Genomic DNA, 14694 nt, shown 5'->3' with positions numbered 1-14694 from the left:
TTAGCTGGAACGACCCGCGGCCGCGCGCATGACGCGCGCCGCGGTCGCCACGGACGGCGCGCATCAGGTCTTCTCCTCGATCGCGGCGTCGGCCGTGACCGCGGGCGCGGCCGTGCGCTTCAGGCGCAGGCCGACCCGCACGCGCTCGCCGCCCGCGGGCGCATCAGAGGAGAGCGCGATGCGATCGATCGGCATGGCCGGATCGCGACGGAACGCGTCGTGGATCGCGAGCAGCCGGTCGCGCATCGCGGCGATGGTCGCGGCGCGGAACACGTGCGTGTTGTAGATGAACTGGATCAGGTGCGTGCCCGCGCTTTCGACGACCTGGAACGACAGATCGAACTTCGCGGTCGTGTCGGGCGGCGAAACGTCGGTGATGCGCAGGCCGGACTGCGGCGCCGGCATCGACACGTGGTTCGCCTGAATGTCGAAGACCGGCGAATGGTTGGCCGGCGTGCGGATTTTCAGATCGTCGAGCAGCGCGTCGAACGGATAGGACGCGTGCTCGAGCGCCTGCGTCGACGCCTGCGCGACGGCGTCGATCACGTCGGCGACGGTCGCGGTGTTGCGTACCGGAACGCGCAGCACGACGGTGTTCAGGTACGGGCCGATCTGCGGCTCGAGCTGCTCGCGGTCGCGTCCCGCGGACACGCTGCCGATGACGATGTCCTCGCGCCCCGTGTAGCGGTGCATCAACACGCAGAACGACGCGAGCAGCACCGTGTAGAGCGACGTGTGGTGCGCGCGGGCGAGGGCCGCGAGGCCGTCCGCCTGGGGCTGCGACAGCGCGACTTCGAGCGTCTGCCCCGCATGGCCGAGCCGTTCGGGCCGCGGAAAATCCGCCGCCAGTTGCAGGCGCGGCAGCGGCGGCGCCAGTTGCTGGAGCCAGTACGCGCGATGCGCGGCCGCGCGCGGGCCGGCGACGCTCGCGTTGTGCCACGCGGCGTAGTCGCGGTACTGGATCGACAGCGGCGGCAGCGCGCGCCCGTCGTACAGCGCCTGCAGATCGTCGGTCAGCACGCGGATCGACCACGCATCGGAGATCACGTGGTGCATGTTCAGCAGGAGCAGGTGCCGGGTCGGCGACAGCCTCACCAGCTTGACGCGCAGCAGCGGCCCCGTGGCGAGATCGAACGGCTGCTCGCTTTCCGCGCGAATCAGCGCATCGATCGCGTCCGGCCCGGCGTCGGCCGCGAGCGTCGCGTGCTCGACGCGGAACCCGGACGCGTCGCGGCTCAGGATGCGTTGGCGCAGCTCGCCTTCGCTCATCGCTAACACCGTGCGCAGGCTCTCGTGGCGATCGACCAGCCGGTCGAACGCGGCGACGAGGCGCGCGGTGTCGACGGCGCCGTCCAGCTGCAGCGCGCCTGACATGTTGTAGGTCGACGGGGCCGCGCTGCGGCTCGCGAGCCAGATGCGCTTCTGCGCGCGGGATACCGGATACGACGCTCGTGCGGCGAGTGCCGGGATGAGCGCGTCGTCGGCGGCGTCGCCCGCGGGCGACGAGGCGAGCTTGCGCGCGAGGGCGCGCGGCGACGGCGCATGGAAGATGTCGGCCACCGCGACGTTCAGTTTCAGTTCGCGGCGGATCCGGCTGACCATCTGGATCGCCTTCAGGCTTTGGCCGCCATGCTCGAAGAAGTCGTCGTCGACGCCGGCCGGCCGGTGGCCGAGCACGTCGGCGAAGATCCGCAGCAGCGCCGCTTCCACCGGCGTCTGCGCGTCGGCGGGCGCGCCGGCCGGCGCCGCAGCGGCTTCCGGCAGCGGCAGCGCCGCGCGGTTGATCTTGCCGTTCGGCATCACCGGCAGGGCCGGCAGCAGCACCACCGCGTCGGGCACCATGTGCGCGGGCAATTGCTCCCGCAGCGCGTCGCGCACGCGCTGGGGCGTCCAGCCGGCGTCCGATGCACCCGATGCACTCGCCGCGCCGGCCGCATACGCTGCGTACGCGCACAGCGTCTTGCCCGCGTCCTGCGTGTCGCGCGCGACGACGACCGCGTTCGAGATGCCGGCGAGGCCGGTCAGCGCGGCTTCGATTTCGCCGAGCTCGATCCGGTAGCCGCGGATCTTGACCTGGAAGTCGCGGCGGCCGAAGAAGTGGAGATTGCCGTCGGCCCCGAAGCAGCCGATATCGCCGGTGCGATACAGGCGTGCGCCGGGTTCCGGGCTGAACGGATCGTCGCGGAACACCGCCTGCGTGCGCGCTTCGTCGAACAGATAGCCGCGCCCGACGCCCACGCCGCCGATGCAGATTTCGCCCTTGACGCCGACCGGGCACGGATTCATGTCGGCGTCCACGACGTAGAGCCGCAGGTGCTCGATCGGCCGGCCGATCGGGATGGCCGGCAGCGCCGGCGCGTGCGTCATGGCGTAGTGCGCGACGGAGTCCGACGCTTCGGTCGGGCCATACGCGTTGATGAGCCGCACGGCAGGATTCAGCCGGAACCACGCCTGCGCGGTGGCCGGCTGCAAGGTTTCGCCGATCGTCAGCAGCGTGTCGAGGTCAGGGAAGGCCGGCTCGGCGTGCTGTTCCAGTTCCTCGACGAAGGTCGCGAGATACGACGGGACGAACTGCATCGCCGTGATGCGGTCGCGACGGAGGCAGTCGATCAGGCGCGCGGGCTCGAGAACGACGTCGTCGGGATAGATCACCGTCGTGCCGCCCGACGCCAGCGCCGCGAAGCATTGCCACACCGAAATGTCGGAGCAGTGCGACGCGGTCTGCGCCACCGCGCCGTGCGCGCCGAGCCCGACTCGGCGCGCCATCGCGAGCACGTGATTGAGCATGCCGCGATGCTCGACCATCGCGCCCTTCGGCTGCCCGGTCGAACCCGACGTGAAGATCACGTAGGCGAGGTCCGCCGGGCCGGCGCGCGGCGTGCGCGGCGGCGCGTCGCCGTCGCCGTCGCGGTGCGCGGCATGCGCGGGGTCGACGAGCGGCACCGACGCGAGCGCGACCGGCGGCCGACGGTCGGCGCCGACGATGATCGAAGGGCGCGCCAGCGTCAGGATCGTCTCGACGCGCTGGGCCGGATAGGCCGGATCGACCGGCACGTATGCCGCGCCGCATTTCCAGATGGCGAGGATCGTCTCGAGCATCAGCGGCGAGCGCGGCATCCACACGGCGATCCGGTCGTCCGCGCGCAGCGGCGCGGCCTGCATCAGACAGGCGGCGATCCGGTCCGCGCGTTCGACCAGCTCGCCGTAGGTGCGCACCTCCGTGCCGCAGCGCACCGCAATCCGCTCCGGGTGGGCGGCTGCGATGGCCTCGATCAGTTCCGGCAGCGTGCGGTCGGCCGGAACGGGCGCGCCGGTATCGTTCCAGCCGTGCAGGAGCGCGTCGCGCTCGGCGGCGGCGAGGAGCGGGATGCTGCGGTTCGGGCGATCCTGCGCGCCGGCCAGGCCGACGAGCAGCTTTTCGACATGGCGCAGCAGCCGCACGATCGTGTCGCGATCGAACCGCCCGTCGTCGTACAGCGCCTGCAGCGACAGGCGCTTGCCCGGCGTCACGACCAGCGTGAGCGGGTAGTTGTTCGGATCGGACACGTCGAATGCGCCGATCCGCAGGCCCGGCAGCGCATCGGCCAGCGCCTCCTCGACCGGATAGTTCTGGAAGATCAGCAGGCTTTCGAACAGCGGCACGCCGGGCGGCAGGCCGGCGAATTTCTGGATGTCGGCGAGCGGATGGTGCGCATATTCGTCCTGTTGCGCGAGATCCGCCTGCAGCTGGGCGAGCCATGCGGAGGTCGGACGCGCGTCGATTTGCACCCGCACCGGCAGCGTGTTGATGAACAGCCCGACCATCTCGTCCGACGCCGGCAGCGACGCCGGGCGACCGGACACGATCGTGCCGAACACGACGTCCGCTTCGCCGCTGTAGCGGCTCAGCAACTGCGCCCACGCGCCCTGCGCGAGGGTGTTGAGGGTGATCCGGCTGGCTCGCGCGAACGCGACCAGCCGCTGCGTGTCGTGCTCCGACAGCAGCAACGGCTCTTCGACATAGGCGCCCGGCGCGGCCGTGCCGTCGAGTTCCGGCTGGCCCAGTACGAGCGGCGTGGTCGCCGGGAAATCGGCCAGTTTCGCCTGCCAGAAGCGTTCGGCGGCAGCGGTGTCCTGACTTGCGAGCCAGCGCACGTAATCGCCGAAGGCGGGCGGCGGCGTGACGTCGGCCGCTGCCTGATACGCGGCGGCCACTTCGCTCAGCAGCCGCGCCGAGCTCCACCCGTCGAGCAGGATGTGGTGATGGCTCCAGTGGAACCGCCATGCCTGATCGCCGAGGCGGAACAGCGCGAGGCGGAACAGCGGCGCCTGCGTGAAGTCGAAGCCGCGCGCCCGGTCCTGCGCCACGTAGGCGTCCCAGCGCCGTTGCGCGTCCGCGGCGGATGCCGCGCGCAGATCCTCGTCGTGCCACGGCAAGTCGATCCGGCGATGCACGACCTGCACGGGACTTTCGGTTTCTTCCCAGTGAAACGAGGTTCGCAGGATGTCGTGCCGCTGCGCCACCGTCTCCCACGCGCGGCGGAAGCGTGCGACGTCGAGTGCGCCGTCGATCCGGAAATTCAGGCTGCTGAAGTACGCATCCGACTCGGGTTCGTACAGGCCGTGGAACAGCATGCCCTGCTGGGTCGGCGTCAGCGCGTAGACGTCGGCGATCTCGTCGGCGGCGAGCGCTGCCGGCGCCGACAGCGCGGGCGACGCGGCATGCGCGGCGACCAGCGCCTCGAGCGCCGCGACGTACGCATGCGCGACGCGCCGAATCGTCTCGGCGTCGTGGCATGCGCGGCTGAATTCCCATGCAACGTGCAGGCGATTGCCCGCGACGTACGCGTTCACGTCGAGCAGGTGCTCGCGCAGCTGGTCCGGATGGCGGCCGTCGCCGCTCGGCTCCGCGGCCGGCTGCCAGTCGCGTGCGGCGGCGAACAGCTGGTCGGTCTGGCCCAGGTAGTTGAACAGCAGCGCCGGCTGCGGCAGCGGGCCGTCGAGGCGGCCCTGCAGCAGGCCGCAGCCGATGCCGCCATTCGGCACCGCACGCAGTCGCGCCTTGACCGACGCAACCAGCCGCGCCGGATCGCGCACACCGGCATCGGCGCTCAGCACGACCGGGAAGATCGACGTGAACCAGCCCACCGTGCGCGAGATGTCGAGCGCGTCGATCAGCTCCTCGCGCCCGTGCGCTTCGAGATCGACCAGCACGTCGGCGCAGCCGCTCCAGTCGCCGACCGCGCGCGCGAGCGCCGCCAGCAGCAGGTCGTTGATCTGCGCGTCGTAGGCGCGCGGCGCGGCGCCGAGCAACGCCGCGGTGGCGGCCTCGCCGAGTTCGACGACGATCGTCTCGGCGGACGACACGGTATTGGCGTCGGCCGGCGCGGCGCGATCGACCGGCAGCCCCGGCTGCGCGCCGCGCGCGACGGCCTGCCAATGGGCGAGATCGGCGTCGGCGGCGCCGGAGCCGGCCCACGCCGATATCGCCTGCGTCCATGCGGTCCAGGTCGCGCTGCCGCCGGCGAATTCCAGCGCCTTGCCGTTGCGCAGCCGCGTATAGGCGTCGTACACGGTTTCGAGCAGCGCGCCCCACGACACGCCGTCGACGACCAGATGATGGGCAATCAGCAGCAGACGCAGCGAGCGGCCGCCATCGAGGCGCAGCAGATCCGCACGCACGACGGGGCCGTGCGCGAGATTCAGGCTCGCATGCGACTGCGCGACGTGCTGCGCGAGCTCGTCGCGCGCAACGTCGAACACGCCGACCGGCACCTCCTGATCGTCGACGACTTCCTGAAGCCAGCCGGCTTCGCCCGCGCGAAAGCGCAGCCGCAGCGCGTCGTGCCATCGCACCGCGTGCCGCAGCGCCTGACGCAGCAGCTGCGGGTCGAGGTCCGCCGGCACGTCGAGCAGCACGGCCTGGTTGTACTGATCCGCATCGGTCTTGCGCTGCGCGAAGAAGCGCTGCTGGATCGGCGTCAGCGGCAGCGGGCCGGACGACGCGACGAACTGCGCGGCGGCCGCTGTGCCGAGCGTGGCCACGGCGGCGAGCTCGGCGACGGTCGGATGCTGGAACACCAGCCGCGTCGTGATCTTCAGGCCGGCCCGGGCCGCCAGCGACACGATGCGCATGCTGAGGATCGAATCGCCGCCGAGCGCGAAGAAGTTGTCGTGGATGCCGGGCGAGGCGATGCCGAGCGCTTCGGCCCAGATGCCGCACAGCAGCGTCTCGGTGCGCGTGCGGGGCGGCGTCGGCGCGTCGGCGACGGCGGACCGCCGCGACCGGTCCGGCGCGGGCAGCGCCTTGCGGTCGATCTTGCCGTTGCCGCTGAGCGGCAGCGCGTCGAGCACCACGTAGACGCCGGGAACCATGTAGGCCGGCAGCGTGGCGGACAGCGCCGCGGCGATCTCGGCGTCGCCGAGCGACGCGCCGTCGCGGAACGCGACATACGCGCACAGCGCGGCGCGACCGTTCTCGTCGCGATAGTCGAGCGCGGCCGCCTGGCGGATCTCCGGAATCGCGGCCAGCGCGTTGTCGATCTCCCCGAGCTCGATCCGGTAGCCGCGGATCTTCAGCTGGTGGTCGCTGCGGCCGTGCAGCACCAGCGTGCCGTCGGGCAGATAGCTGCCGATGTCGCGCGTGCGGTACAGGCGCACGCCGCGCTGCGGATGGAACGGGTCCTCGACGAACACCTCGCGCGTGGCGGCTTCGTCGTTCAGATAGCCGCGCCCGACCGCGACGCCCGATACGCACACTTCGCCGGGGATCCCGATCGGGCACAGGTTCATCTGGGCGTCGACGACGTACAGGCGCACGTTGCGCAGCGGCTTGCCGACCGGCACGTACGGCGTGGCCGGCGCACCGGTCATGCGGTGCTGCGCGACGTCGTCCGACGCTTCGGCCGGGCCGTACGCGTTCGACAGCGCGATGTCCGGGAACAGGTCGAACCACCGTTTCACCAGCGCGGGGCTCACCATCTCGCCCGTGACGAGCAGTTCCTGCAGATGCCGCATCGACGCCGGCCGTTCCGACGCGCGGTCGAGCACGGCCGACAGATACGACGGCACCAGTTCCAGGATGCTGACGCGGGCGGCTTCCAGATAGTCGACGAAACGCGCGGGATCGCGGATGCAGTCGTCGTCGACGATCAGGGTCCTGCCGCCGACGAGCGGCGCCGTGAAGAACTGCCAGACCGAAATGTCGAAGCAATGCGGCGCCGTCTGGGCAATCACCGACGACGCCGTGATCGACAGCGCGTCGATCTCGGCGAGCATGTGGTTCAGCATGCCGGCGTGTTCGACCATCGCGCCTTTCGGCTTGCCGGTCGAGCCGGACGTGTAGATCACGTAGGCGAGGCCGTCGGGCGACACCGGGCGGCCGAGGTTGCTGTCGTCGGCATCGACGTCGCCGCCGTCCGCGTCGAGCGACACGACCGGCGCGATTGCGGTCAGCTCAGGCGGAAGGAGGCCGTCGCAGGTGATCACCAGCGCCGCGCCGGAGTCTTCGAGGATGGTGCGGATGCGGGCCGCCGGATAGTCGGGGTCGATCGGCACGTACGCGGCGCCGCATTTCCAGACGGCGAGGATCGCCTCCATCAGTCGCGCCGACCGCTGCATGCAGATCGCGACCAGCGTGTCGGGCCCGAGCTCGGCGGCGGCCAGCAGGATGCGCGCGGTGCGGTTCGCGCGGGCGTTCAGTTCGGCGGCGCTCAGCACGCCGTCGCGGTACTCGACCATCGGCCGCTCGGGATGCTCGGCGGCCGCCTGCTCCAGACGGTGCACCACGGTGCGCGCGGCGTCGAACGGCACGGCGGTGTCGTTGAACACGTCCTGCAACCGATGCCGTTCGGCGTCGGGCAGGATCGGCACGCGGCCGAGCAGCCGGCCCGGATCGGCCGCGAACGCGTCGAGCGTCGCGGCCACGTGGCCGAGCATGCGCTGCATCGCGTCTTCGTCGAAGCGACGCGGGTCGAACGACAGCTCCATCTTCCAGTCGTCGCGGGCCGTCACCACGAACTCGAGCGGAATGTCGGCGCGGTTGTAGAGCTGCACCTCGTCGACGGCCAGCCCGTGCGCGCCGTGCGTGAGCGACGCGTCGAGCGGGTAGTTCATGAACGTGACGTTGCTCTCGAACAGCGGCGTCGCCGCCGGCACGTCGCTGCAGCGCTGGATGTCGGGCAGCGGCGTGTGCTCGAACGGCGCGCGGGCGGCCACACGGGCCTGGATCATCTTCAGCCACGGCACCAGCGGCTGCCGCGGATCGACGCGCACGCGCACCGGCACCGTGTTGATGAACAGGCCGAGCATGGTCTCGATGCCCGGCAGATTGACGCCGCGCCCCGACACGACCGCGCCGAACACCACGTCGGTCTCGCCGCTGTAACGCGACAGCACGAGCGCCCAGGCCGCCTGCGCGAGCGTGTTCAGCGTGATGTGATGACGCGCCGCGAACTGCCGCAAGCGCGCACTGAGATCGGCCGACAGGTCGGCCTGCACCTGTGCGAGACCCTGGCCGAAGCGCTCGCTCGCGCCGGCGCGCGCCGCGTTCGGCAGCGGGGTAGGCGAGCGGAACCCTTCCAGATAGCGCTTCCAGTATTGCTGCGCGGCCTGCGGATCGCCCTGCTGAAGCAACTGGATATAGTCGCGATACGGGCGCACCGGCGCGAGCGCGGGCGGCGCGCCGCGCAGCAGCGCACCGTAGACGTGGAAGATCTCCTCGATGACGAGCGACAGGCACCAGCCGTCGGCGAGGATGTGATGGTGGCTCCAGCTGAACAGATGGGCATCGTCGGCGATGCGCACCAGGCGGCAGCGCACGAGCGGCGCGCGATCGAGCGCGAAGCCCTCGGCCAGATCCGCCTCGAGATGCGCGCTCCAGCGCGCGCGCTGTTCGCGCTCCGGCACCTCGCGCCAGTCGTCCTGCACCCACGGCAGCGTGGCGTGCGCATGCACGACCTGCATCGGCTTGTCGACTTCCTCCCAATGGAACGACGTGCGCAGCACCGGATGCCGATCGACGAGCTGCTGCCATGCGGCATGAAACGACGCAGGATCGAGGCTGCCGGCGATCCGGCAACTGAGCTGGTTGAAGCTGCTTCGCGAGCCGGGCGCGTGCACGGCATGAAACAGCATCGCCGCCTGCATCGGGGAGAGCTCGTAGATATCGGCGATGGTCGGGGATGTCACGATTTGATCCTTGAGACGAGGGCGTCCAGCGCGTCCTGGCTGATGCGCGCAGCCGGAAAGTCCGACGGGCTGAGCCCGTGCTGTCCGTCGCGGGCGGCCGCGACGATCGACAGCAGGCGGCTGCGGTAGCACTGCGTGAGCCGCTCGACGACGTCCGGCGCGCAGCTCGCGCCGTTGTAGTGCCAGGTGAGGCGCAGGCGCCCGTCGAACACCATCCCGTCGATTTCGAACAGATGGCCGCGCCGTGCGCGCGGGCTGTGTTCGGGGCTCTGGAAATCGAGCACCGGCTTCCAGCCGGTGTCGTCGCCCAGCACGCGATCGACCTGACCGAGATAGTTGAAGCGCACCGGCGCCGGCGGCTGCCGCTCCAGCGCGGCCGCGACGCGCGGGTCGCGGCCGAGGTAGCGCGCGATGCCGTAGGGCAGCCCGCGCAGCGGCACGGCGCGCAGCTGCTCCTTGACGGCGCGCAGCGCCTCGACGGCCCCGGTCGCGTCGCCGGCGTCGAGGTACACCGGATAGTGCGCGGTGAACCAGCCGATCGTGCGCGACGTGTCGACGCCGTCGAACAGCGCCTCGCGGCCGTGGCCTTCGAGATCGACGACCAGCGACGCGGTGCCGGCCCAGTCGCCGAACGCGAGCAGCAGGGCCGTCAGCAGGACTTCGTTCACCTGTGTGTTGAACGCGCGCGGCACGTCCTGCAACAGCGCGAGCGTGTGCTGCGGATCGAGCTCGACGACGGCCGTGCCGGCGTCGGCGACGGTGCCGACCGGCATGTCGTCGAAGCACGCCAGCGCGTCGACGTTCCGCTGCAGCCAGTAGTCGAGCCCGTCGAGCCCCTGTGCGCCGAGCGCGGCGACGCGGGTCGACCAGTCGAGCCACGACGTCGTCTTCGGCGGCAGCGCCACCGCTTCGCCGGCGTCGAGCTGTCGGCACGCCGTGTACAGATCCTCGAACAGCACGCGCCACGACACGCCGTCGATGACCAGATGGTGAGCGACGACGAGCAGGCGTTGCGGCGCGTCCGGTTCGAACTGGAACAGATGCGCGCGCAGCAGCGGCGGCGACGACAGCGCGAAGCCCTGCTGCATGTGCGTGGCCGTGTCGAGCATTGCGGCGTGGCGGGCGGCGGCCGGCGCGCCGACCAGCGACGTGACGCCGAGCGGAATCGCGAGCGGCGCCGCCGCGTGCGTTTGCCGCCACGCGCCGGCGACGCACTCGAAGCCGAGCCGAAGCGCGTCGTGATGCGTCGCGACGGCCGTCAGCGCGCGTTGCAGTACGTCGGGCCGCAACGTCGCCGGCACTTCGATCATCGTCGACTGGTTGTAGTGGTGCGGGTCGGCCACCTCCTGCGCGAAGAACCAGTGCTGGATCGGCGTCAGCGGCGCCGGCCCGACCACCGGCTCCTGCGCGGCGCGCAGCGGCGGCGCATCGACGACGACCTGCGCGAGGCCCGCAATGGTCGGATGCGCGAAGAACTGGTCGGCGGTGAATTTGAGGCCGACCTGCTGCGCGAGCGACATCACCTGGATGAGCAGGATCGAGTCGCCGCCCAGCTCGAAGAAATTGTCGTGCACGCCGATCGGCGCGCGGCCGAGTACATCCGACCAGATCCTGCCCAGCCGCGCTTCGACGTCGTTGGTCGGCGCGGCGTACGCGGCGTCGGCCGGCCCCGGCGAGGCGTCCAGCGCGTCGAGCGCGGCAAGTGCGTTGCGATCGGGCTTGCCGTTCGGCGTCACGGGCAGGCGTTCCAGCGCCACGATCGACGCGGGCACCATGAAGGCGGGCAGATGTGCCCTCAAGTGCTCGCGCAGGCTCGCGGCGCTCGCCGTCGCCGGGGCGACGCAGGCCATCAGCTGCTTGTGCTGCGCGGCGTCCTCGCGCACGAACACGATCGCGTCCGCGACGTCGGGATGCTGCCGCAGCGCCGCTTCGATCTCGCCGATCTCGATGCGGTAGCCGCGGATTTTCACCTGCGTGTCGCGGCGGCCGGTGATTTCCAGGTTGCCGTCCGGCAGCCACACGCCGAGGTCGCCGGTGCGATACAGGCGCTCGCCGGGTTCGAACGGATGCGCGACGAATGCGGCGGCCGTCAGGTCGTCGCGGCCGAGATAGCCGCGCGCCAGCGCGACGCCCGACACGCAGACCTCGCCCGTGCAGCCGTCGGGCGCGAGCGCGCCGTGCTCGTCGAGCAGGTACAGGTGCGTATTGCTGATCGGGCGGCCGACCGGCAGACGGCTGCCGTACGCGATCGCGGGATCGACCACGTAGTCGGCGATACAGACGGTCGCCTCGGTGGGGCCGTACGAGTTGTGGCAGATGCGGGTACGCGCCAGCTCGCGCAGCTCGGCCGCGCGCGCGGCGTCGCCCGCGCTGATCACGCGTTTCACGGTGTCGAGCGCGCGCCAGTCGAGCGCGGCGAGATAGGCTGGCGTCGCGTTGATGGTGGTGACGCCCTGCTGCGCGACGTATTCGACGAAACGCGGCACGTCGCGGATCACGCTCGGTTTCGCCAGCACCAGACGCGCGCCCGCGAGCAGCGTGACGAAGATCTCCATGATCGAGCCGTCGAACCCGGGCGAGTAGAACTGGACGAAGCGGTCGTCAGCGTCGAAGCCGAACGCGTCCACGTGGTACCGCGCCATGTTCAGCAGCCCGGCGTGTTCGAGCACGACGCCCTTCGGTACGCCCGTCGAGCCGGACGTGTAGATGACGTACGCCGCATCGTCGGGCCGCACGTCGGCCTGCGCCGGTTCCGGTGCGGGCTCGAGCGTGTCGAGCTGGAAGTCGAGCGCGAACATCGGAATCGCCCAGAAGTCGGCGAGCAGGGACAGGTGTTCCGATTGCGTCAGCAGCGCTTTGACCTTCGCGTCGTCGATCATGAAGCGCAGCCGCTCCGGCGGAAACTCCGGGTCCAGCGGCAGATAGACCGCGCCGGCCTTCAGCGCGCCGAGCAGACCGACGATCCAGCGGACCGAACGGTCGGCCACGACGCCCACCACGTCGCCGCGTTCGATCGCGTATTCGGCGCGCAGGAACTGCGCGAGCCGGGACGCCTGGTCGTCGAGTTCGGCATAGGTCAGCGCCGCCTCGGCGCTCGCGACGGCGATGCTGTCCGGCGCGGCGGCGACCCGCTGCGCGAACTGCTCGAGGAAGGTGCCCCGGACTGCGACGGACGCCGCATGCGCACGCAGGCGCGCGCGCTCGGCGTCGTCGAGCAGCGACACGGTGTCGAGCGGCGCGTCCAGCGCGCCGAAGCCGGCCACGACGTTGCCCAGATGGCGTGCGAGGTGCCGCAGATAGTGCAGCGTGAACACCGTTGGCCGGCCCGTCAGCACGATCTCGTAGCCCGCGCGGCGTCTGATCTCGATCGACAGGTCGTAGTCCGCCGCCGCCCACGCTTCGTGAAGCCCGTCGAAGCGCACGCCGACGTTGGTCGTGCGCCGTTCGCCGTGCAGCTGGTGCGCGAGCGCGGCCACCGGAAAATCCTGATACGAATAGCTGCGCTGCACCGTGTCGCGCAGCTGGTTCAGATACGCGCGAACCGTCGGGCCGGGCTCGATCGCGTCGAACAGCGGCAGCGGATCGGTCAGATCGCGTGCGGGCGCGGCGACGAGGCCCGGGGTCTCGACGAAGGCCGCGGACGTGTCGCCGTAACGGGCCAGCACGCGGAACAGCGCAGCCAGCAGCACGACGAACGCGCCGAGCTCGTTGCCGGCGGCGAGCTTGTCGAGCGTGAGCGACGCGTCGCCGTCGAGCGCGTACGTCAGTTCCGGCGCGGGGCCGAGCGGCAGCGCATAGGCTTGCCACGCCTGCTGCAGCCGGAAGTCCTCGGCGCTGCGGCCGAGCGCGTCGCGCCAGAACGCCGCGTGTTCCCGGTATTGCCCGCTGGTCGACAGCGCATTGAGATTCAGTTCTGACAAAGCACGATCTCCCTCGTCCCGTACAGGATTTCCGACGCGATGCCCTTGGCCTTGCAGTGCGCGACGAATTGCGTGGACTGGACGTGGCTGGGCGAGTTTTCGTCGAAGGTGTTGTCGAGCAGATGGTTCAGCCACGGCTCCTGACCCATCGCATAGACGTACGCCGCGTTGAACGCGAAGTCGTCCACCAGTGCGGCGGCCTCGCCGAACTGGCAGCCGCGCGCGCGGCGCGACTGGTCGATGTCGCGCGGCAGCGCGTGCGGAAACAGCGGGCCGTAGACCCACGACGGCGGCGCGCCTTCGGTCTCCATCCCGACGAACAGCGTGTCGGGCTTGCCGACCAGCCGGAACACGTGCTCGTAGAGGCACGGATCGAGGTTGCACGAATCGGCGATGCACAGCGCCGAGCGCGAGCCGAAGCGGATCATGAAGCTCTGCTTGCTCTGGATCGCGAGGTCGTTGTGTTCGCCGAGGAACGGAATGGCCGTGATGGCGCCGCCGGGCAGCGGGATCTCCTGCGCGTCGCGGACTTCGAGCACGTCGGCGAAGCCGAGCTTGCGCAACGCCAGTTGCAGCGACGGATCCTGCGGAAAGCCGTCGAGGTTCCTGCCGACCACCACGGTCTTGATCTTGTGGCGAAGCTGCAGCAGCGTTTCGAGCACGATGTGGTCGTGATGGCTGTGCGTGATGAGCACGTAGTCGATCTGGTCCGGCAGGTCCGCGAACGTATAGCGCGGCAGCGCGGTGTCGTAGCCGTAGCTGATCGCCGGGTCGATCAGGATGCTCACGCCGCGGCTCTGGATCAGCAGGCACGCATGGCCGTAGTAGCGGATCCGGATGTCGTCGCCGTCGAACGAGCGGTCCGGCTTCGGCGCCGGCGCCTCCTCGACGAAGAACGAGCGGAACAGCGGCTCGTCGCGTTCCTCCACGCGCATCAGGTCGACGATCTTCGCGTAGCTGGCGGGCGTCTCGCGCATGCGGAACAGCGCGTCGAGCGCGGGCTCGTCGAACGCCATGTCGCGGAACAGCGTGCGCTCGTCGCCGAGCCGCGGCGTGCTGAGGATGAACGGCCGCGGCGTGTGTTCCTCGATCGCCGACAGCGCGATGCTCTGCGCATCGCGCGCATAAAACGGGCTCGCGTACAGCAGGCTTTCGAAGATCCGGAACGACGGGTTGTGATTCAAGTCGTAATAGATCTCGACGTAACCCTTCAACACGTCGGGAAGCGCGCGATAGAGCGGGTCCGAGGCCATTCCCTTCGCCTGGTCCAGCAGCAGCGCGGAGAACGCCTTGTAGGCCTTCGCCAGCTCCAGCTGGCGGGTCGCGCGGCGCTCGGTCTGCTCGATCAGCGCGCGGATCTCGTCGACGCGCTTGCCGTCCAGATCGAGGAACGGGCCGCCGCGCATTGCGGGGTCCTTGCACGCGGCCGCGTGCATCAGCGGCGATGCGGCGTACGACTTCAGCAGCGGCAGGAACCGCTCGGCCACGTTGAGCGCGGCGGTCAGCGGCGGCAGCGTGTGGAACCACGCGTACCAGCTGTTGATCAACGGTTCGAACTGGATGTTCTGTCGCAGGTAGACCTGCGTGTTGGACGAAATGGTCAACG

Annotated in this window: 3 protein-coding genes; all 3 read right to left on the bottom strand. The window is 70.4% G+C overall.

Features of this window, described 5'->3' with window-relative positions; genetic code table 11:
• Positions 1-63 precede the first annotated feature (63 nt).
• The 3 genes from MBR110_RS26930 to MBR110_RS26920 are packed head-to-tail and all read right to left on the bottom strand — an operon-like array spanning position 64 to position 14692.
• On the bottom strand, positions 64-9126 hold the full coding sequence (locus MBR110_RS26930) for a non-ribosomal peptide synthetase (protein WP_258570018.1): 9063 nt from the start codon (positions 9124-9126) through the stop codon (positions 64-66).
• Between the two features lie 38 nt (positions 9127-9164).
• Positions 9165-13088 carry a non-ribosomal peptide synthetase gene (locus MBR110_RS26925; protein ID WP_181709787.1) on the bottom strand — a complete coding sequence of 1308 codons (3924 nt, stop codon included), beginning with the start codon at positions 13086-13088 and terminating at the stop codon, positions 9165-9167.
• Positions 13076-14692 carry an MBL fold metallo-hydrolase gene (locus MBR110_RS26920; RefSeq protein ID WP_034193896.1) on the bottom strand — a complete coding sequence of 539 codons (1617 nt, stop codon included), beginning with the start codon at positions 14690-14692 and terminating at the stop codon, positions 13076-13078. The genes MBR110_RS26925 and MBR110_RS26920 overlap by 13 nt, the downstream gene beginning before the upstream one ends.
• Positions 14693-14694: the final 2 nt, after the last annotated feature.

The organism is Burkholderia sp. MBR-1, from assembly GCF_013822785.1.
Lineage (GTDB): Bacteria > Pseudomonadota > Gammaproteobacteria > Burkholderiales > Burkholderiaceae > Burkholderia > Burkholderia vietnamiensis.
Note: the sequence above shows the minus strand (reverse complement) of the source record. Positions and strands in the feature narration are given on the sequence as shown.